Origin of the sequence: Sagittula sp. SSi028 (assembly GCF_048553715.1) — a bacterium.
GTDB lineage: Bacteria > Pseudomonadota > Alphaproteobacteria > Rhodobacterales > Rhodobacteraceae > Sagittula.
Map to the genome: position 1 here is coordinate 212,943 of NZ_JBLZNC010000006.1, position 17,781 is coordinate 230,723.

A 17,781-nucleotide genomic window follows, 5' to 3' on the forward strand; every position below is an offset into this window, starting at 1 on the left:
CGTGCGCGGTCAGACTGATTACCTGATCCGCAAAGGAGATCGCCATGACCCAGCAGCTTCAGCCCCTCGATCTGTATCTCGCGGCCCCGCGCGGCTTTTGCGCGGGCGTGGATCGCGCCATCAAGATCGTCGAGATGGCTTTGGACAAATGGGGGGCGCCTGTCTACGTGCGCCACGAGATCGTGCACAACAAATACGTGGTGGATGATCTGCGCGCCAAGGGGGCGGTCTTTGTCGAGGAACTGGAAGAATGCCCTGACGACCGGCCGGTGATCTTTTCGGCCCATGGTGTGCCCAAATCCGTGCCCCAAGCGGCGCAGGCGCGCGAGATGATCTATGTCGATGCCACCTGTCCTTTGGTGTCCAAGGTCCATATCGAGGCGGCGCGCCATGCGGAAAACGGGTTGCAGATGGTGATGATCGGCCATGCGGGACACCCCGAAACGGTTGGCACCATGGGGCAACTCCCCGAGGGCGAAGTGCTGCTTGTCGAAACGCCCGAAGATGTCGCGACCGTTCAGGTGCGTGATCCCCAGCGGCTGGCCTTTGTGACGCAGACGACCCTGTCTGTGGATGACACCGCCGACATCGTGGCCGCCTTGAAAGAGCGGTTTCCCGCTATCATCGGCCCGCACAAGGAAGACATCTGTTACGCCACCACCAACCGTCAGGAAGCCGTCAAAGCCATCGCGCCCAAGATCGACGCCTTGCTGGTGGTCGGCGCGCCGAATTCGTCGAACTCGCGCCGTCTGGTCGAGGTCGGGCGCAAGGCGGGCTGCGGTTATGCGCAGCTTGTCCAGCGTGCCGAGGACATTGATTGGCGCGCGTTGGAAGGCGCGCGGTCCATCGGCATCACGGCGGGGGCCTCTGCGCCGGAAATCCTGATCGAAGAGGTCACACAAGCCTTTCGTGACCGGTTCACTGTCACGGAACAGGTGGTCGAGACCGCGCAGGAAAACGTCGAATTCAAGGTGCCTCGCGTTTTGCGCATGCCCGCCTGAGGCATTTATTGCCCAGCTTACGCGACCGTGACTGGACAGTTACATTCCGTGAGGTAGGCTCTGTGGTATCAAACCCACCCAGGAGCTTTCCCAGATGCGTGTTTCTTCCCTTGCCGTCAGTGCAGCGTTTGTTCTTGTCGCAGCGACCAGCTTTGCCCATTCCGATGTGTCCAATCCGGCTGTGGCCGCGCGCATGCAGGCGATGAGCGACATCAGCGCCCAGATGAAGGTGCTGGGCAATATGGCCAAGGGCGAAGTGGATTTTGACGCGGCCGCCGCGCAGGCTGCTGTAGACACGGTGGCCGCCCGCGCTGCCGAGGTGCCCGCTTTGTTCGAGGCGCCGGAAACCGACCCCGAATCTGAATCGCTGCCCGCCATCTGGGAAAACTGGGAGGATTTCGTGGCCAAATCCGAGACGCTGGAAACAGCCGCTGCCAATGCCACCATCGCCTCTGCGGCGGATCTGGGTCCGGCGCTGGGCCAGATGGGCGGCACCTGCAAAGCCTGCCACAGCAAATATCGTCAATAAGCATTACGTCGGGCTGGTGCGCCATTGTGCGGACTGGCCCAACACCCAGCGGCGCCTATGTTTGTGACAGCCACAACAGGAGCGCCCGATGTCCCGAATCCCCCGTTCCGCACTGATCCTTGGCCTTGCAGGCGTGCTGCCCTTTGTCTGGGGCGTTTTGACCATGGTGTCGCCGGCGCTGGCTGAGTGGACCATAGCCGCCATCGGCCCGCGCTTTGTCGGCCCCTATGTGCAGCTGTTCTACGGGGCTGTGATCTTGTCGTTCATGTCGGGCGTGCTGTGGGGCTTTGCCGCGCGGGCGCCACAAGGTCAGGCCGCCACGGGCTATGCCGTGTCGGTGATCCCCGCGCTTTGGGCGTTTTTCATGACCGGCGGCGGACCGCAGGCGGCAGGTCTGGCGCTGGTCGCGGGATTTGTCGGCCTGCTCGGGCTGGACGCATTGTTTGCACGCTGGGGGCTTGCGCCACCGTGGTGGATGGCGCTGCGCATTTTGTTGACCGCGCTGGTGGTGTTGTGCCTTGGCCTCGGTCTGCTGCTATAGGCCAATGGGGCTTGACGCGGGGCGCGCGTGCTGTTTCACCCCGACCGCCTGAAACCACCCCACAGGAGACCGCCATGCCAGATCTTTTCGCCTATACAGACGGGGCATGTTCCGGCAATCCCGGACCGGGCGGCTGGGGTGTTCTTCTGCGCGCGATGGATGGCGACACAGTCGTCAAAGAACGCGAGATGCAGGGCGGCGAAGCGCTGACCACCAACAACCAGATGGAGCTGATGGCTGCGATTTCCGCATTGGAATCCTTGTCGCGCCCGTCGCAGATCACCGTGGTCACGGACTCTCAATACGTCAAAAACGGCGTGACTGGCTGGATCCATGGCTGGAAGAAAAACGGCTGGAAGACCGCGGCCAAGAAGCCTGTGAAAAACGTCGAACTCTGGCAGCGGCTGGATGCGGCGCAGGCCCGGCATGACGTGACATGGGCATGGGTCAAAGGCCACGCAGGTCATCCCGAAAACGAAAAGGCCGACGAGCTGGCCCGCGCCGGCATGGCGCCTTTCAAGAAGAGCTGACACCCGTGTCGACCAGCGCGCTGCCCATCGTGACCTTGCTTGATTACACCTCGGTGTTGATCTTTGCGCTGACCGGCGCACTGGTGGCCAGCCGCGCCCAACTGGATGTGGTAGGCTTTTGCTTTCTCGCCTGTCTGACGGGCTTGGGCGGGGGGACGCTGCGCGATCTCCTGCTCAACCGTGCGCCGATCTGGGTCGAAGATCCGACCTATCTCGCCGTGGGTTGTTCTGCCGCGATTGCGGTATTCTTTGGGGCGCATCTGTTGGAAAGCCGCTACACCGCGATCTTGTGGCTGGATGCGTTGGCCTTGCCTGTGGCGGCGGCGGCAGGGGCGGGGATCGCCACAAGCCTTGGGCTACCGTGGCCCATTGTGCTGGTGATGGGCGTGGTGACCGGCTGTGGTGGCGGGCTGATGCGCGATGTGGTGGCCAACGACGTGCCTGTGGTGCTCAAACAGGGAGAGCCCTATGTGACCTGTGCCTTGGCGGGGGCAGGTGGCTTTGCCATCGCGGCATGGGCCGGTCTGCCCGCGCCGCTGCCCACGCTGATCTGTGCCGGTCTCACCTTTGCCCTGCGGGCCGGCAGCCTTGCTTTTGCGTGGCGCATCCCGATCTATCGGCCGCGTCCGCCCCGCCACAAGTAACCTAGTTCATACGCCCGTCGGTCAGGCCCCGTTTGCACAATTCGGGGCCGGTGGCGTGCTGGGAAAAGGCGGTGACCCCGCAGGTGGTGCAGCGAAAGGGGCGCAGGCGGCCACGCGGCTCGCCGTCTGGCACCCATTTGCAGGCCTTCTTGGCCGGTGCCGGGCCGCGCGTCGCGCTGCCACGCCGCGACCGGTAGGACCATGTGGCAGCCGCCGCGATCACCAATATGGCCATCAGCGCGGTGATCACTGCAGATCCCCAAAGGCGCGTTGGAGCCGCATCACGGCCTCTTCGATGCGGGCGCGCGGCGTGGCAAAGTTGAACCGCAGGAAGGTCTCGCCCCCTTTGCCGAAGGTCGGTCCGTGGTTGGCGGCAATATGCGCGTCCTGCTCCACTCGCTTGGTAAATTCACTGCGCGACATGCCGGTGCCGGAGAAATCCACCCATGCGAGGTAGGTCGATTGCATATCCATGCTGCGCAGACCCGGGATCGCGTTGACGCCCGCATCGAACAGCTTGCGGTTGCCGTCGAGGTAGCTGACCAGTTCATCCACCCATGCGGCGCCTTGCGGGGAATAGGCGGCTTCGGCCATGAACAGACCGAAGGAGTTCGGCGACATGCCCATGGCCGCCATTCGCGCCGCAAAGGCCGCGCGCAGTTTCGGATCATGGATGATGACGTTGCCGATATGGGCGCCCGCGATGTTAAAGGTTTTCGTCACAGCGGTCATCATCACCAGCCGGTCGGCAATGCCATCGATCAGCGCCATCGGGGTATGCACCTGCCCCGGCATCACCAGATCATGGTGGATCTCGTCCGACACGATCACAAGATCATGACGTTTTGCAAAGGCTGCGACCTGTTCCAGCTCGTCACGGGTCCAGACGCGGCCGCCGGGGTTGTGCGGCGAGCACAGGATCAGCATACGCTCGCCCCCGGTCATCTGCGCGTCCCACGCGTCGAAATCCATCTCGTAGCGGCCATCTGCCAGCGCCAGTTCGCATTCCACGACGTCGCGCCCTGCGGCGGCGATCACGCGGGCAAAGGCATGGTACACCGGCGTGAACAGGACCACACCATCGCCCGGCTTGGTAAAGGCATCCAGACACATCGCCGTCCCGTTGACCAAACCATGCGTGGTAAAGATCGCGGACGGGTCGACCGACCAGCCGTGCCGCGTGTCCATCCACCAACCGATTGCCGCGCGATAGGCCGCATCATCCCCGTAGTAGCCGTAAATCCCGTGATCCGCCATTTTCTGCACAGCGGCCTGCACGATCTCGGGGGGGCGGAAATCCATATCCGCAACCCACATGGCCAGACCGTCCTGCGCCGGAACATCATACAGCTTGTCCATCATGTCCCATTTTACGGAATGGGTGCCAAAGCGGTCGATCTCTTCGTCAAAGCGGCTCATGCGGGGGCTCCTTTCGGTTTGCCCGTATCAGTTCCAACTCCGGGCCCCCGGTGCAAGGCCAAAAGCACCCCTTGCCCGCGCCCCGCCCCATCAACGCCGCTGTTGCGATTTTTCGCACGCCCGCATAAATCACGCCCATGAAGCGTTCCATCCTGATCCACCCCGACCCGCGTCTGAAAAAGGTCTGCGCCGAAGTGCCCGATATGTCGGACGACTTGCGCAGCTTGGCCGACGACATGCTGGAAACCATGTATGACGCGCCGGGCATCGGTCTGGCCGCGCCGCAGATCGGCATTCTTGACCGTATGATCGTGCTCGACTGTGCCAAAACCGACAACGGCGAGGACGCGCGCCCGCTGGTCATGGTGAACCCGCGCATTGTTGCAGGGTCCGACGAACGCAACATCTACGAAGAGGGCTGTCTGTCGATCCCCGACCAATACGCCGAGGTCGAGCGCCCCAAAATCGTCGATGTGGAATGGATGGACCTGAACGGGGCACTGCAGCGCGAGACCTTCGACGGGCTTTGGGCGACCTGCGTCCAGCACGAGATCGATCACCTCGACGGCAAACTGTTCATCGACCACCTCAAACCGCTGAAACGGCAGATGATCACCCGCAAAATGGTGAAGCTGAAAAAAGAACTGGCGAGAGAACGCGGATGACCACACGCCCGGTGCTGCGCTGGCCCGATCAGGCGCTTCAGGTGATCTGCCAGCCCGTTCTGGACCCGAGTGATGTCTCGGATCTTATCCGCGATATGTTCGACACCATGTATGCCGCACCGGGGCGCGGGCTTGCAGCGCCACAAATCGGCATCAACGCCCGTTTGTTCGTCATGGATGCGGGGTGGAAATCCGGCAGCGCCACGCCGCTGGCCTGCATCAACCCCACGCTTGATCTGCTTGGGCCGTGCGATGTCATCGACACAGAAGCCTGCCTGTCCATGCCGAACATCGCCGTTCGCGTGACACGGGCCGACCGGATCCGGCTGTCGTTTCTTGATGAAACCGGTGCCGCGCAAACGCTGGAACTTGACGGCGCCGCCGCCCGGATCGCCCAACACGAGGCGGACCACCTCGACGGGGTGATGCACATCCACCGCCTTTCCGCCGAGGCCCGCGCCTCTGCCCTGACAGAATGGAACGCCCTGCCATGACCGTCCGCCCCTTTGTGCCTTGGCCCGACAAACGCCTGCGCACCACCGCAGCTCCCATCGATGCCGTCACCGACGACATCCGGCAGCTCTGGCAGGATATGATCGACACGATGGAGGCCATGCCCGGCGTGGGCCTTGCCGCCCCACAGATCGGCGTGATGCTACGCGTGGCCGTCGTTGACGCGTCCGAGACCCGCGGCGAAGCCATCCGCATGGCCAACCCCGAGATCCTGCATGCCTCTGTCAAACTGCGCGACCACGAAGAGGGCAGCCCGAACCTCCCCGGCGTCTGGGCAAAACTGTCGCGCCCACGCGCAGTCACGGTCGCCTATCTCGACGAGACCGGCGCACGTGTCGAAAAGGACTTCGTTGGGCTCTGGGCAACCTCGGTGCAGCACCAGATCGACCATCTCAACGGCAAGATGTTTTTTGACCACCTCTCGAAGGTAAAGCGCGACATGCTCATCCGCAAAGCGCGCAAACGCTAACCCAACGGCATCGGGCGCGCCCCGCTGTTTTTCCTTGGGGCAAATACCTCATCCCGTCCTCACCTCTTGCACAGCGCATGCGTTTGGTGGCCCGCTTGCGTCTGCTCCCCGTTTGCGCCAATCACAGAGGCAAGGGGGATGCACCGACAGCCCCGCCACACCACGGACAGGAGCATCAGATGCGGTTGGTTTTTATGGGCACGCCGGATTTCTCGGTTCCGGTGCTCGACGCGCTGGTCGAAGCGGGCCATGACATTGCGGCCGTCTATTGCCAGCCGCCGCGCCCGGCGGGCCGTGGCAAGAAAGAACGCCCAACCCCCGTTCATGCGCGGGCAGAGGCGCTGGGCATGACCGTGCGCCACCCCAAATCCCTGAAATCCCCCGAGGCTCAGGCAGAGTTTGCCGCGCTTGATGCTGATGTGGCGGTGGTCGTGGCCTATGGTTTGATCCTGCCGCAGGCCATTCTGGATGCGCCGACCCATGGCTGCCTGAATATCCATGCCTCGCTGTTGCCGCGCTGGCGGGGGGCCGCCCCCATTCACCGCGCCATCATGGCAGGGGACGATATGACCGGCATTTGCATCATGCAGATGGAGGCAGGACTTGACACTGGTCCGGTGCTGTTGCGTCACGCCACGCCGATCGCGCCGCAAGAGACCACCGGCCAGTTGCATGACCGGCTCAGCGCAATCGGCGCTGCCTCGATTGTCGAGGCGCTGGACCGCCTGCCCGATCTCACGGCGGTCACGCAGCCGGAGGCAGGCGTGACCTACGCCTCCAAGATCGACAAGGCCGAGGCCGCCATCGACTGGACCCGCCCCGCCATCGAGGTGGTGCGCCAGATCAACGGTCTGTCCCCCTTTCCCGGCGCCTGGACAACGGTGGACGGCGCACGGATCAAGCTTTTGGCTGCTGAGCCCGCCGAAGGGCAGGGGGATGCCGGTGTGGCTTTGGATGACAGCCTGCGGATTGCCTGCGGGCATGGGGCTTTGCGTGTCACTATGGCCCAGCGGGCCGGCAAGGCGGCGCAAGCGGCAGAGATCTTCTTGCGCGGGCAGAAAATCCCCGCTGGCACACCGCTTGGCGGCTGACCCCTTGGCAGGGTAGGTGCGGCACGCCATATTGCCCCAAAAGGAGAGACCGCCATGTTCCCAGTTCTGATCGGTACGGTCGTGATCGCCGGTATCGTCGGCTATGTGTCCGAGAAGTCGGGCTTTACCCGCAACGGCTATCTGCAATCGATCATCATCTGCATCGGCGGGGCCTTTCTTTTCTATTTCGTCAAGCTGATGTTCGGCATCGGGTTCCGCACGCCGGCGTGGAACGCCATCGCGTCGTCGGTGGGGGCGCTTTTGATCGTGCCGACCCATTACCGCCCGTCGATGCGGCGCAAACGTCGCGATCGCTGACGGGCATGTCTATTGTCTTTCTTTTGATGATTGGTGCTGCGGCAGGGTTTATCGCCACGCGGATTATGGGTGTGGATACGGGGCTGTTCACCACCATCGCCATCGGGGTGCTGGGTGCCTTGCTGGGCGGTCTGGTGCTGCGGTTTTTGTTGATGCTGACGGGGCTTGCTGCGGGTTTGGTGGGCGCCGTTCTGGGGGCCATCGTGCTGATCGGGCTTTGGCATTTGGGCACCCGCCGCTAGGGGCCATGTGCGGCCGCGCACCAATCCTATGCACCTGCGGGTCTGTGTCTTTGCGCGCGGGTGGCCTAGCTTCTGGCCAAAGATCAGGAGAACGACATGGGCGAATTGCGCAACGGCGAATGGCACAGCGGCTGGTATGATACCAAATCCACCGGCGGGGAATTCAAGCGCAGCAGGCAAAGCTGGCGCAACTGGATCACGGCGGATGGCAGCGCTGGCCCCTCGGGCGAGGGCGGGTTCAAGGCCGAGGCCGATAGGTACCACCTTTATGTCTCGTACGCCTGCCCGTGGGCGCATCGCGCCTTGGTGTTTCGCGCAATCAAGGGGCTGACGGATCTGATTTCCGTCGATGTGGTCCACCCTGATATGCTGGGCGATGGCTGGAGCTTTGACACCGGCTTTGCGGGGGCGACGGGCGACCGCCTGTTCGGCAAACCGTTCTTGCGCGACATCTACACCACCGCCGATCCGCAGGCCTCGGGGAAGGTGACGGTACCTGTGTTGTGGGACAAGCAGCGTAACACCATCGTGTCGAACGAATCCTCCGAGATTATCCGGATGTTCAATTCGGCCTTTGACGGGATCACCGGCAACACTGACGACTATTGGCCAGAGGACCTGCGCGAGGCGATCGCGCCGGTCAATGACCGGATTTACGACACGGTGAACAACGGCGTCTACAAGGCCGGTTTTGCGACATCGCAGGCGGCTTATGACCGCGCGGTGACCCCGCTGTTCGAGACGCTGGATTGGCTCGAAGAGCGCCTGAGTGACAATCGTTACCTGATGGGGGATCGCCTGACAGAAGCGGACTGGCGGCTGTTTACCACCTTGATCCGGTTCGACGCGGTGTATCACGGTCATTTCAAATGCAACCGTGCGCGTATCGTGGATTACCCCAATCTGTGGGGCTACACGCGAGAGTTGTATCAGGTCCCCGGCGCGGCCGACACGGTGTTCATGGATCACATCATGCGCCACTACCACTACAGCCACGAAACGGTGAACCCGCATCGCATCGTGCCAATCGGGCCCGAACTGGATCTGTCGGCCCCGCATGGGCGCGACCGCTTGTCATCCCGGTGACGCGCCGAAGCGCGCTCAGGCCGCGTAATGTTCCGCCAGTGCGACGATATCGTCGGGGGCGGAATCGCGGTGCAGATGCGCGCAGGCGTTCGGGTAGAGGTTAAAGATCGACCCGTCAGAAAAGAAGGTCGAGGCGGTGGCAAAGATCACACGCGCCTCGGGCTGACGCAGCTGGACCATGTCGCAGACCGACAGAACGCTTTGTCCGTCGATGACGATATCGGTGATGACAACATTGAAGGTGGTCGTCTCGATGGCCCGCAAGGCGTCCTCCTCGGAATGCGCGGTGCAGACCTCGAACCCTTTGCGTTGCAGATGCTGGGCCCATAGCGCGGCCAAGGGGCGTCGCCCCTGTACGATGAGAATTGGCAATTGCCCCTCCGCGAGTGAAACGGTTCCCCAACCTTGGTTACAGAATAGCTTTACCAGCCCTAATGAATCGTTAATTTTGCAAAGCGCCGACGGGTGGTTTGGCAAACATACGGGTAGGAATCATCTATTCCGGCGGATAGATGCCGATAGCAGGCTGCTGTGCGACGATCACCACTCCGGTTGAAGCCCTCTGGCGGTTTGATACTTTGACCCGACCCACGACTTAAACTGGAGCTTGCCCCATGCGCCCATCTGTATCCTTGCTCGGCGCTGCCGCGTTATTTGCCTGTCTCGGCGGGGCCGCACAGGCGCAGCAGGTAACATGTGGCGGGGATTTCAACGCCTTTGTCGCCGACCTGAAAGCCGACGCTGTGGCCCAAGGGTTTGAGCCAGCCACCGCCGCGCGGTTTTTCGAGGGGGTGCAGATCGATCCGACGGTGCTGCGCGCGGATCGGCGGCAGGGCATCTTTCAGGATCCGTTCATCACGTTTTCACGCAAGCTGATTTCGCAGAATCGGTTCGACAAGGGGCTGCAGATGAAACAGCGCCATGCCGATACCTTTGCACGGATTGAAGGGGACTACGGGATTGCACCGGGGGTGTTGCTGGCCTTCTGGGCGTTCGAGACCGACTACGGCAGCTTTCAGGGCGATTTCAACACGCTGAATGCTTTGGTGACGCTGTCCCATGACTGCCGCCGCCCCGAACTGTTCCGCCCGCAGATATTTGCCGCGCTGCAACTGTTTGCGCAGGGGGATTTTGACCCGATGACCACAACCGGCGCATGGGCCGGTGAGATCGGTATGGTGCAGATGCTGCCCAAGGACATTCTGGAAAACGGTGTCGACGGGGATGGCGACGGGCATGTCTCGCTCAAGACCTCTGCGGCGGATGCGCTGATGTCAGGGGCCAAGATGCTGTCCCATCTCGGCTGGCGCGCGAACGAGCCTTGGCTGCAGGAGGTGGTCCTTCCGCAGGATATGGACTGGTTCGAAACGGGGCTGCACGTCACCAAACCCGTGGCCGAATGGGCGCAGCTTGGTCTGCGCGCACGCACCGGCTCACTTGCGGATGGCGCGCTGGAGGCGTCGGTGATCCTGCCGCAGGGACGTCACGGGCCGGCTTTTATCGCCTATCCCAACTTCAGCGTTTATTTCGAATGGAACCAGAGCTTTACCTACGTGCTGACCGCCGCCTATTTCGGCACACGCCTGCAAGGCGCGCCGATCTATGACGCGGGCGCGCCGGATGCGGGTCTAAGCGGTGACCAGATGAAACGCCTGCAGCAAAAGCTGCAGGAGCGTGGCTATGATGTGGGCGATATCGACGGCATTCTGGGCGCGGGCACGCGGGATGCGGTGCGCCATGCCCAACGCGCGCTTGGTCTGCCTGCGGATGCCTGGCCCACGCCGGATCTGCTGAACCGGCTTTAAGGTCTAGTCGGCTCCGGTCGGCAGGATCTCTGCCTCCGGCTGGACATAGGCGACCGAGCCCAGCGTTTTGTTCGGCCCCCAGTTGCGCAGCTTCAGATCGCCGTCCGCGATGTACAGGTCCTTGATCGCATAGGTGGTTTCGCCGTCCGGACCGGCGAGGACCATCACCGGCCCCTTGTTGGTGTTGCGCGTCCAGACCAGCGGATCATGCCCCGAGATATCGTCGATGATCGCGCGCACATCGTCAGGATCGGTCACGCGGTCCACCTTGAGGTAGCACAGTCCCTCGTAGCTGCCCGCGGCGGCAAAGGTCACCGCGCCCACGGCCAATGTCACAGGGGCGGTCACCACGGCCACCACGCCGGAGGCCAGCCCGCCTGCGCCACCTGCGCCTGCAGCCGCGCCCGAAAGGGTGCTGGCCGCGCCGGTGACAAAGCTGACCCCCTGTTCGGGATGGGTCAGCATGTAGTTGCCCACGGCCTTTGCCCCGGTCTTGGCCAGATCGCCCGTGCCGCTGAGCTTATCAGCGGCGGCCCCGGCCAGACGCGAGGGCTTGTAGGCGCAAATCCCCGTCTCTTGTTGGGCGTGAGAAGGCAGGGCAGTCAGACAGGCCAGCAGGGCGGGCCCGATAGCGACAAGGCGGGGCATGGAAGTCTCCGTTCAGCGATGCCGAACATAGGTAACACGTCGCATGGGCCGGACAAACGGCGCGTTTGCGCCATTGGCAAAGCTCCGCCAAGGCACGGATCTCAGGGGATGATTTCGAATTTCGTTACATCCACCATGCCCCGGTCTGTGATCTTGAGCGCGGGGATCACCGGCAGGGCCAGAAACGCGAGTTGCAAGAACGGCTCTTCAAGCGTGACACCAAGGGAGGCCGCCGCAGACCGCAGGGTTTCCAGCGTATCGCGCACGGTTTCAAACGGGTCGAGCGACATCAGACCGGCCACCGGCAGCGGCAACTCGGCCAGAATGGCACCGTCACGCACGACGACAAAGCCGCCCTCGATCTCGCCCAGCCGGTTCGCGGCCAGCGCCATGTCGTCATAAGACGCGCCCACGCAGGCGATGTTGTGGTGGTCATGGCACACGGTCGACGCGATGGCCCCGGCTTGCAGGCCAAAGCCGCGCACAAATCCGGTGGCGATATTGCCGTTTTTGCCGTGGCGTTCGATGACCGCAATGCGGATCAGATCGCGGGTCAGATCGGGGCGTTTGTCGCCGTCGATGATGGCAATATCCTCGTGTAGGTGGTCTGTGAGGATCTGACCCTCGCGGATGCCGATGACATCGGTGGCGGTCTGGTTGCCGCGATGGCGGAAATCCGTGGCGGTAACAGTAGGCGCCTTGACCGACCCACGGCCCACAGGGTCGATCTGGCTGCGCGCGGCAAAGCTTTGATCGTTGACCACCACGCCACCGGCCAGAACGACCTGCGCATCACAGGCCTCCAGCGTGCGGATCGCGACGATATCGGCGCGTTTGCCCGGCGCAATCTGGCCACGGTCTTTCAGGCCAAAGGCCTCGGCGGCGGACAAGGAGGCCGCGCGATAAGCCGCCAGCGGCGAGGTGCCCAGCCGGATCAACTCGCGGATCATGTAGTCGAGATGACCGTGTTCCCCGATGTCCAGCGGATTGCGGTCATCGGTGCACAGGCACATGTAGGGCGATGTCGTGTCCGTCAGCAGCGGTTGCAGCGCATGCAGATCCTTGGACACCGACCCCTCGCGGATCAGAACGCGCATCCCCTTGCGCAGCTTTTCCAGCGCCTCGGGGGCAGAGGTCGCCTCGTGTTCGGTGCGGATACCGGCGGCGACATAGGCATTGAGGTCCTTGCCCGACAGCAGGGGGCAATGGCCGTCGATGTGGCCGCCCTCGAACAGCGCCAGCTTGTCCATGCAGGCAGGATCACGGTGGATCACGCCCGGGTAGTTCATGAATTCCGCCAGACCCAGCCCCGAAGGATGCCCCATCAGACCGGCAATATCGGCGGCGTCGAGCGTGGCCCCTGCCGTTTCCATATGGGTGGAGGGCACGCAGGAGGACAGCTGCACCTTTATGTCCATCAAAGTATGCGCGCTGGCCTGTTGAAAATAGCGCACGCCGGCGGTGCCGATCACATTGGCGATTTCATGCGGGTCACAGATGGCCGTGGTCACCCCGCGCGGGGTGACACAGCGGTCGAATTCAAAGGGGGTGACCAGCGAGGATTCGATATGCAGATGCGTATCGATAAAACCGGGCACAAGGATCAGCCCGCTGACATCGATGATCTCGTGGCCATCGTAATGGTCCATGATGCCGACGATGGTGTCGCCACAAATGGCCACATCCCCGTCCAGCAGGCTGCCGGTCATCAGGTCAAAGATCCGCCCCCCGCGCAGCACCTTGTCTGCGGGTTGGTCGCCCTTGCCCTGTGCAATGCGGGTGTCGAGAGTGCTCATGGCGGGGCCTTTCAGATAGTCGCGGCTGGGCCGATCATGGATTTGATGGCGCGGGCATGGGCCGGGCTGGCGGCCAGTGTGTCGGTGGACAGGCTGTGCGCCTCGGTGACGGGGTCGTCGCAGATGCGGTCGATCAGCCCCCAAGTCAAGGCCTCTTCGACCATGATCTTGGCCCCGCCCATCAGGATCATCTTGGCGCGCGAAGCACCCGCGATGGCCGCAAGACGCACCGGATCCGACGGTTGCGGCAAAAAGCCGAGCTTCATAACGGGGTAGAACATCTTGGCCCCCGGAACAGACAGCCGCAGGTCACAGGCGAGGACCATGCCCATGGCCCCGCCCGCGACAGTGCCATTGAGCGCGCAGATCGTGAGGCCGGGGTGGCGGGCAATCGCGCCCGACAGCCGCTCCCACAGATCCGATGTGGCCAGTCCGGCCTTGGCCGCGTCCAGATCGGCACCGGCGGAAAACACGCGGCCCGTGCCTGTCAGAACCAGAACGCGGGCCTCTGCCGCGTCCTCGACAATAGTGCAGAGCTGTTCCAGCATCTGGGGCGTCAGGGCATTGGCCTTGTCCGGGCGGTCCAGCGTGATGGTCCAGATGCCGTCTGCGCGCTCCAGCTGGATCATGCGACGCCGACCTTGGCTCGGATGTCGGGATCGCGCAGCGAGATTTCGTCGCCCAGATATCCGTCCGCCTGTGCGCCGCACATCCACACCAATGTGCGCGCGACCCATTCGGGGGGGATGTGATCGGACCAGTCAAGCTGGCTGACGGGGTTCACGCCCGAGGCCTTGATCTCGCGCTGCATCTGGGTGGCGACGGTGCCCGGCGACAGCGACAGCGCGCGGATGCCTTTGTCGCCGTATTCCTTATGCGCCATCTTGGTCAGCATCAGTGCGCCCGCTTTGGACGAACAGTAGTGGGACCATGCCTCGACCGGGCCATGGGCCGCGCCCGATCCGATGGTCAGCATGGTGCCGCCGCCCTGTTGCAGCATCACCGGAAGCGCCGCGCGCATGCCGTGGAACACCCCCTTCAGGTTGATGTCGATCACAGTGCCCCATGCGTCCGGGTCCGCCTCTGCCAGATGGGCGATGGGTTCGATCACCCCTGCATTGTTGACCATGATGTCCAACCGCCCATGGGCAGTGACGCAATTGGCGATGGCCTGTTCGACCTCCCAGTAGCGGGAAATGTCACAGGGGATGGCCACGGCGTTCGGACCGATTTCACCAGCAAGATCGGCAATCGCATCGGCGCCGCGTGCGACCAGCGCCACCTTTGCGCCTGCTGCCGCAAAAGCCCGTGCCGCATCCGCGCCGATGCCACGGCTAGCCCCGGTGATGAGCGCCACTTTGCCTGTCAGATCCATATCTTGCCTCATCCTTGCGTGTCCTGTGCTGTCGTGAAAAACTGGTAAAGACATCAAGGTCCGGAATCCAGTCCCTTGACCCAAGGAGCGCTCCAGCAAACACTGCGGCACAGGATTTCAGACACATATATCAAGAGGCATATTTCATGACACGGGGAACCACAGTTTCCACCCTTGCGCTGATCGCATTGGCGGGGCCGTCTTTTGCAGAGGTCACAGCAAACGAGGTTTGGGACAATCTGACCGCCTATATGGCGGATATGGGCTACGAGGTCACCGCGACCGAAACCGATACCGCCCGTGGCCTGTCGCTGAGCGATGTGACCTACAGCATGGATCTGCCCGAGGATGACGGTCGCCTGACGGTCACCGCGCCCGATATGCTGTTTGCCAACGCAGGCGATGGCAGCGTGGATATCACCCTGCCCGAGACCAGCGAAATGACGATCTCGGTCATGGTTGAGGATGCCGACGATGTGGTGGTGTCCTTTGATCTTACCCAGTCGGGTCTGCTGGTGAACGCATCGGGCGACGCGGACAAGATGACCTATGCCATGACCGGCGAGAGCATCGGCATGGTCTTGGCCGAGGTGGTCGAGGGGGGCGAAGCGCTGCCGCCAGAGGTGCTGCGCGGTCAGATGTCGATGGGGCCGCTGGACGCCACCGCCGTGGTTGCGGTGGAGGATGGCGCGCGCCGGGTGACGCAAGACGTCAGCTACGGTGATGTGTCTTATGACCTGTCCTATCAGGCGCCCGAGGACGAGGGCGATTCCGCGGGCATGCTGCGCGGCAAGGTGACCGGGCTTGCCGGAGCGGGGGAGGTCCTGATCCCCGAAGGCGCGGCCACGCAGGACCCTGCGGCGATGTTTGAAAGCGGCTTTGGCGTGGATGCCTCTGTCACCCACACCGGTGGCGAAACCGAATTCGATTTCGACGACGGGTCTGACCGGGTGTCGGGCACGATGACCTCGACCGGCGGTGAAATCGGCATGTCGATGTCTCGCGACAAGATGGTTTATGCGGTCAAGGCGCTTGGGCAGGCGATCAACCTGCGCGTGCCGGATATGCCTTTCCCCATCGAAGGAGAAATTGCCGAAGCCGGCCTGTCGTTCGAGCTGCCACTGGCGGCGTCGGACACACCGCAGCCGTTGAACCTGTCGGTCCTTCTGGAAGATTTCACCATGGCGGATATGCTGTGGAACCTGTTTGATCCGCAGCAGCAATTGCCCCGCGATCCTGCCACCATTGGCGCGAACGTGCAGGCGCAGGTGACGCCCTTTGTCAGCCTTCTCGACGAAGAGGCGCTGGCAAAGATCGAGGCAGAGGGCGCTATGCCCGGTGAGTTGAACGAGGTCACCCTGTCGGACGTTGTCGTGCGCGCCATCGGTGCGGAGCTTCTGGGCAAGGGCGCCTTTACCTTTGACAATACCGATCTGGAGAGCTTTGGCGGTATGCCCGCGCCCGAGGGGCAGGTGGATTTGCAAATTGCGGGCATCAACGGTCTGATCGACAGGCTGATCGCCATGGGCTTTGTTCAGGAGCAGGATGCCATGGGGGCGCGTTTGATGCTGGGCATGTTCACGGTGCCGGGCGCGGAACCTGACACCGCCACCGCCACCATCGAGATCAACGATCAGGGGCATATTCTGGCCAACGGTCAGCGCATAAAATAAGCGCCAGACCATGTCGCGACCTTGGCCGAATAGGTATTTGGCCAAGGAAAAGCGTGAGGCGATTTGAGTATCGCGGCGGCGGCGTTTTGTGCGGCGGTCGGTATCGAAGGCACCCTCGGGAGGCGATCCCGGGGGTGTTTGTCTGTCAGCGCATCAGATCGGGTAGATCCCCGGTGAGGCCTGCCGCCTCGCGGATCACGCCACGCCGCAGGCCGGGGGCCGCGTTCACCGCCGCCATGCCAAGATCGCGGGCGGCGCGCAAGAGCGGGTTGTCGTTGGAGAACAGGCGGTTGAACAGGTCTGTGCTGGCGGCGAGCGTGGCTGTGTCCCAGCGGCGCCACTGCTGGTAGCGGTCCAAAATGGCAGGCGCGGCCATGTCTTCGCCCCGTTTTGTGGCATGGGCGAGAACATGGGCCAAACTGGCTACGTCCCGCAGCCCGGCATTCAGGCCCTGACCGGCGATCGGGTGCATGCCATGTGCCGCGTCGCCGACGAGCGCCAGCCGTGGCGCGGTAAAGCTGTTGGCGAGCGTCAGGTTCAGCGGGTAGGTGTGGCGCAGACCGGCCAGAGAGATGTCGCCCAGAAAATCACCGAACCGTGGGCGCAGCACAGTCAGGTAATCCTCGTCCGGCAGGGCGTTGATGGCTGTGGCTCGGTCTGTTGTCTCGGTCCAGACAATGGAAGAGCGATTGTTCGTCAGGGGCAGAATGGCCAAGGGCCCCGCTGGCAAGAACAGTTGGTGGGCGGTGCCGTTGTGCGGCTTTTCATGCGCGATGGCGCAGACCAGCGCCGTTTGTTGGTAGTCCCAGCCTGTGCGCCGGATGCCCGCGCGTTGCGCCGCGCCGCTGTTGCGCCCGTCTGCACCCACGAGCAGGCGGCCGGTTAATGTGGTGCCATCGGACAGGGTGACCTTTGCACCGGTCGGGTTGCAGGTCTGGCCTGTGACGCGGGCGTCGGCGCGCGCGGTGATCTTGTCCGTGCCTTCCATAGCGTCGAGGAGGGCGCGGCGCAGGTGGCGGTCTTCGATCATGTAGCCCATCGGGCCTTCTTCGAGCTCTGCGCTGTCGAAATGCAGGCCAAGGAAGACACTGGCATCGCCCGTGCGCCCGTCAGAGACCTTTATCTGGTGCATGGGCTGGGCGTGGTCTTCGAGCGCTTCCCACAGGCCGAGCGCGTCCAGCATGCGTTGCGATGACAGCGCCAGCGCGTAGCTGCGCCCGTCGAAATCGGGATCTTCGCGGGTGGGGCGGGGCAGGGCGTCGAGCACCACGCTGGTCAGCCCGCATTGAGCTGCTGCCAATGCCATGGCGGATCCATTCAGGCCGCCGCCGATAATGATCAGGTCATAGTCCATGCCGGTGAATATGGCGGGACGGGCAGGATTGTCCATGCAGCACGGCGCGGCAAGAGGTTGCAGGCCTATCGCTGCGGCAAGC

The 17,781-nt window shown here is 63.2% G+C and carries 22 protein-coding genes; 14 read left to right on the forward strand and 8 right to left on the reverse strand.

The window, feature by feature from the left end; genetic code table 11:
* Positions 1–44: 44 nt before the first annotated feature.
* The 5 genes from ispH to ACN5AZ_RS13390 all read left to right on the forward strand — a co-directional run bounded on the left by ispH (position 45) and on the right by ACN5AZ_RS13390 (position 3,245).
* The gene (ispH, locus tag ACN5AZ_RS13370) at positions 45–1,001 is read left to right on the forward strand and encodes a 4-hydroxy-3-methylbut-2-enyl diphosphate reductase (RefSeq protein ID WP_419429383.1); all 957 of its coding nucleotides are present in this window, start codon (positions 45–47) and stop codon (positions 999–1,001) included.
* 94 nt (positions 1,002–1,095) lie between these two features.
* Positions 1,096–1,530, forward strand: coding sequence for a c-type cytochrome (locus tag ACN5AZ_RS13375; protein ID WP_419429384.1), 435 nt, complete (start codon positions 1,096–1,098; stop codon positions 1,528–1,530).
* An 88-nt stretch (positions 1,531–1,618) separates the two neighbouring features.
* Entirely contained in the window at positions 1,619–2,071 is a 453-nt protein-coding gene (locus ACN5AZ_RS13380) for a DUF3429 domain-containing protein (protein ID WP_419429385.1), read from the forward strand.
* Positions 2,072–2,145: 74 nt separating this feature from the next.
* On the forward strand, positions 2,146–2,601 hold the full coding sequence (gene rnhA / locus ACN5AZ_RS13385; RefSeq protein ID WP_419429386.1) for a ribonuclease HI: 456 nt from the start codon (positions 2,146–2,148) through the stop codon (positions 2,599–2,601).
* A gap of 20 nt (positions 2,602–2,621) precedes the next feature.
* On the forward strand, positions 2,622–3,245 hold the full coding sequence (locus ACN5AZ_RS13390) for a trimeric intracellular cation channel family protein (RefSeq protein WP_419429474.1): 624 nt from the start codon (positions 2,622–2,624) through the stop codon (positions 3,243–3,245).
* Position 3,246: 1 nt separating this feature from the next.
* Here ACN5AZ_RS13390 and ACN5AZ_RS13395 read toward each other — a convergent pair whose 3' ends face one another.
* Together ACN5AZ_RS13395 and ACN5AZ_RS13400 are read right to left on the reverse strand one after the other, a co-directional pair.
* On the reverse strand, positions 3,247–3,495 hold the full coding sequence (locus ACN5AZ_RS13395; RefSeq protein ID WP_419429387.1) for a hypothetical protein: 249 nt from the start codon (positions 3,493–3,495) through the stop codon (positions 3,247–3,249).
* Complete coding sequence (locus tag ACN5AZ_RS13400) at positions 3,492–4,664, reverse strand: MalY/PatB family protein (protein ID WP_419429388.1); 1,173 nt, start codon at positions 4,662–4,664, stop codon at positions 3,492–3,494. The genes ACN5AZ_RS13395 and ACN5AZ_RS13400 overlap by 4 nt, the downstream gene beginning before the upstream one ends.
* A gap of 137 nt (positions 4,665–4,801) precedes the next feature.
* On the opposite strand from ACN5AZ_RS13400, the gene def (ACN5AZ_RS13405) reads away from it, so the two are divergent.
* The 7 genes from def (ACN5AZ_RS13405) to ACN5AZ_RS13435 all read left to right on the forward strand — a co-directional run bounded on the left by def (ACN5AZ_RS13405) (position 4,802) and on the right by ACN5AZ_RS13435 (position 9,048).
* Positions 4,802–5,329 carry a peptide deformylase gene (gene def, locus ACN5AZ_RS13405; RefSeq protein WP_419429389.1) on the forward strand — a complete coding sequence of 176 codons (528 nt, stop codon included), beginning with the start codon at positions 4,802–4,804 and terminating at the stop codon, positions 5,327–5,329.
* Positions 5,326–5,823, forward strand: a complete 498-nt coding sequence (def, locus tag ACN5AZ_RS13410) for a peptide deformylase (protein WP_419429390.1) — start codon at positions 5,326–5,328, stop codon at positions 5,821–5,823. Before def (ACN5AZ_RS13405) ends, def (ACN5AZ_RS13410) begins: the two co-directional genes overlap by 4 nt.
* Positions 5,820–6,311, forward strand: a complete 492-nt coding sequence (gene def, locus ACN5AZ_RS13415; RefSeq protein ID WP_419429475.1) for a peptide deformylase — start codon at positions 5,820–5,822, stop codon at positions 6,309–6,311. The genes def (ACN5AZ_RS13410) and def (ACN5AZ_RS13415) overlap by 4 nt, the downstream gene beginning before the upstream one ends.
* A gap of 179 nt (positions 6,312–6,490) precedes the next feature.
* Positions 6,491–7,402: a methionyl-tRNA formyltransferase gene (fmt, locus tag ACN5AZ_RS13420; RefSeq protein WP_419429391.1), complete on the forward strand. Its 912-nt coding sequence runs from the start codon at positions 6,491–6,493 to the stop codon at positions 7,400–7,402.
* Positions 7,403–7,456: 54 nt separating this feature from the next.
* On the forward strand, positions 7,457–7,720 hold the full coding sequence (locus ACN5AZ_RS13425; RefSeq protein WP_419429392.1) for a hypothetical protein: 264 nt from the start codon (positions 7,457–7,459) through the stop codon (positions 7,718–7,720).
* 5 nt (positions 7,721–7,725) lie between these two features.
* Positions 7,726–7,962 (forward strand): GlsB/YeaQ/YmgE family stress response membrane protein, encoded by a 237-nt coding sequence (locus ACN5AZ_RS13430; RefSeq protein WP_419429393.1) that lies wholly within the window; start codon positions 7,726–7,728, stop codon positions 7,960–7,962.
* A 96-nt stretch (positions 7,963–8,058) separates the two neighbouring features.
* On the forward strand, positions 8,059–9,048 hold the full coding sequence (locus tag ACN5AZ_RS13435) for a glutathione S-transferase family protein (protein ID WP_419429394.1): 990 nt from the start codon (positions 8,059–8,061) through the stop codon (positions 9,046–9,048).
* A gap of 15 nt (positions 9,049–9,063) precedes the next feature.
* Here the strand turns inward: ACN5AZ_RS13435 and ACN5AZ_RS13440 are convergent, their stop codons facing one another.
* On the reverse strand, positions 9,064–9,420 hold the full coding sequence (locus tag ACN5AZ_RS13440) for a response regulator (RefSeq protein WP_419429395.1): 357 nt from the start codon (positions 9,418–9,420) through the stop codon (positions 9,064–9,066).
* Positions 9,421–9,662: 242 nt separating this feature from the next.
* Between ACN5AZ_RS13440 and ACN5AZ_RS13445 the strand changes: the two genes are divergently transcribed.
* Positions 9,663–10,853 (forward strand): lytic murein transglycosylase, encoded by a 1,191-nt coding sequence (locus tag ACN5AZ_RS13445; RefSeq protein ID WP_419429396.1) that lies wholly within the window; start codon positions 9,663–9,665, stop codon positions 10,851–10,853.
* A gap of 3 nt (positions 10,854–10,856) precedes the next feature.
* On the opposite strand, the gene ACN5AZ_RS13450 is transcribed toward ACN5AZ_RS13445, so the two are convergent.
* From ACN5AZ_RS13450 to ACN5AZ_RS13465, 4 genes are all read right to left on the reverse strand, one after another.
* A complete protein-coding gene (locus ACN5AZ_RS13450) occupies positions 10,857–11,501 on the reverse strand; it encodes a hypothetical protein (protein WP_419429397.1) in 645 nt (214 codons plus the stop codon).
* Between the two features lie 101 nt (positions 11,502–11,602).
* Positions 11,603–13,297 (reverse strand): adenine deaminase, encoded by a 1,695-nt coding sequence (gene ade, locus ACN5AZ_RS13455; RefSeq protein WP_419429398.1) that lies wholly within the window; start codon positions 13,295–13,297, stop codon positions 11,603–11,605.
* Positions 13,298–13,308: 11 nt separating this feature from the next.
* Positions 13,309–13,926: an enoyl-CoA hydratase/isomerase family protein gene (locus tag ACN5AZ_RS13460; protein WP_419429399.1), complete on the reverse strand. Its 618-nt coding sequence runs from the start codon at positions 13,924–13,926 to the stop codon at positions 13,309–13,311.
* Positions 13,923–14,672 carry an SDR family oxidoreductase gene (locus ACN5AZ_RS13465; protein WP_419429476.1) on the reverse strand — a complete coding sequence of 250 codons (750 nt, stop codon included), beginning with the start codon at positions 14,670–14,672 and terminating at the stop codon, positions 13,923–13,925. Before ACN5AZ_RS13465 ends, ACN5AZ_RS13460 begins: the two co-directional genes overlap by 4 nt.
* A 146-nt stretch (positions 14,673–14,818) precedes the next feature.
* Between ACN5AZ_RS13465 and ACN5AZ_RS13470 the strand changes: the two genes are divergently transcribed.
* The gene (locus tag ACN5AZ_RS13470) at positions 14,819–16,345 is read left to right on the forward strand and encodes a DUF2125 domain-containing protein (protein ID WP_419429400.1); all 1,527 of its coding nucleotides are present in this window, start codon (positions 14,819–14,821) and stop codon (positions 16,343–16,345) included.
* A gap of 145 nt (positions 16,346–16,490) precedes the next feature.
* On the opposite strand, the gene ACN5AZ_RS13475 is transcribed toward ACN5AZ_RS13470, so the two are convergent.
* Positions 16,491–17,735, reverse strand: coding sequence for a UbiH/UbiF/VisC/COQ6 family ubiquinone biosynthesis hydroxylase (locus ACN5AZ_RS13475; protein WP_419429401.1), 1,245 nt, complete (start codon positions 17,733–17,735; stop codon positions 16,491–16,493).
* Positions 17,736–17,781 lie beyond the last annotated feature (46 nt).

Bases quoted from the DNA above. Each gene is read 5' to 3' on its own strand.
- ACN5AZ_RS13450 (WP_419429397.1), bottom strand. From the start codon at position 11,501: ATGCCCCGCCTTGTCGCTATCGGGCCCGCCCTGCTGGCCTGTCTGACT.
- ACN5AZ_RS13470 (WP_419429400.1), top strand. From the start codon at position 14,819: ATGACACGGGGAACCACAGTTTCCACCCTTGCGCTGATCGCATTGGCG.
- ACN5AZ_RS13460 (WP_419429399.1), bottom strand. From the start codon at position 13,926: ATGATCCAGCTGGAGCGCGCAGACGGCATCTGGACCATCACGCTGGAC.
- ACN5AZ_RS13475 (WP_419429401.1), bottom strand. From the start codon at position 17,735: ATGGACAATCCTGCCCGTCCCGCCATATTCACCGGCATGGACTATGAC.
- ACN5AZ_RS13445 (WP_419429396.1), top strand. From the start codon at position 9,663: ATGCGCCCATCTGTATCCTTGCTCGGCGCTGCCGCGTTATTTGCCTGT.
- ispH (WP_419429383.1), top strand. From the start codon at position 45: ATGACCCAGCAGCTTCAGCCCCTCGATCTGTATCTCGCGGCCCCGCGC.
- ACN5AZ_RS13465 (WP_419429476.1), bottom strand. From the start codon at position 14,672: ATGGATCTGACAGGCAAAGTGGCGCTCATCACCGGGGCTAGCCGTGGC.
- def (WP_419429390.1), top strand. From the start codon at position 5,326: ATGACCACACGCCCGGTGCTGCGCTGGCCCGATCAGGCGCTTCAGGTG.
- ACN5AZ_RS13375 (WP_419429384.1), top strand. From the start codon at position 1,096: ATGCGTGTTTCTTCCCTTGCCGTCAGTGCAGCGTTTGTTCTTGTCGCA.
- ade (WP_419429398.1), bottom strand. From the start codon at position 13,297: ATGAGCACTCTCGACACCCGCATTGCACAGGGCAAGGGCGACCAACCC.
- def (WP_419429475.1), top strand. From the start codon at position 5,820: ATGACCGTCCGCCCCTTTGTGCCTTGGCCCGACAAACGCCTGCGCACC.
- def (WP_419429389.1), top strand. From the start codon at position 4,802: ATGAAGCGTTCCATCCTGATCCACCCCGACCCGCGTCTGAAAAAGGTC.
- ACN5AZ_RS13430 (WP_419429393.1), top strand. From the start codon at position 7,726: ATGTCTATTGTCTTTCTTTTGATGATTGGTGCTGCGGCAGGGTTTATC.
- ACN5AZ_RS13435 (WP_419429394.1), top strand. From the start codon at position 8,059: ATGGGCGAATTGCGCAACGGCGAATGGCACAGCGGCTGGTATGATACC.
- ACN5AZ_RS13380 (WP_419429385.1), top strand. From the start codon at position 1,619: ATGTCCCGAATCCCCCGTTCCGCACTGATCCTTGGCCTTGCAGGCGTG.
- ACN5AZ_RS13400 (WP_419429388.1), bottom strand. From the start codon at position 4,664: ATGAGCCGCTTTGACGAAGAGATCGACCGCTTTGGCACCCATTCCGTA.
- rnhA (WP_419429386.1), top strand. From the start codon at position 2,146: ATGCCAGATCTTTTCGCCTATACAGACGGGGCATGTTCCGGCAATCCC.
- fmt (WP_419429391.1), top strand. From the start codon at position 6,491: ATGCGGTTGGTTTTTATGGGCACGCCGGATTTCTCGGTTCCGGTGCTC.
- ACN5AZ_RS13425 (WP_419429392.1), top strand. From the start codon at position 7,457: ATGTTCCCAGTTCTGATCGGTACGGTCGTGATCGCCGGTATCGTCGGC.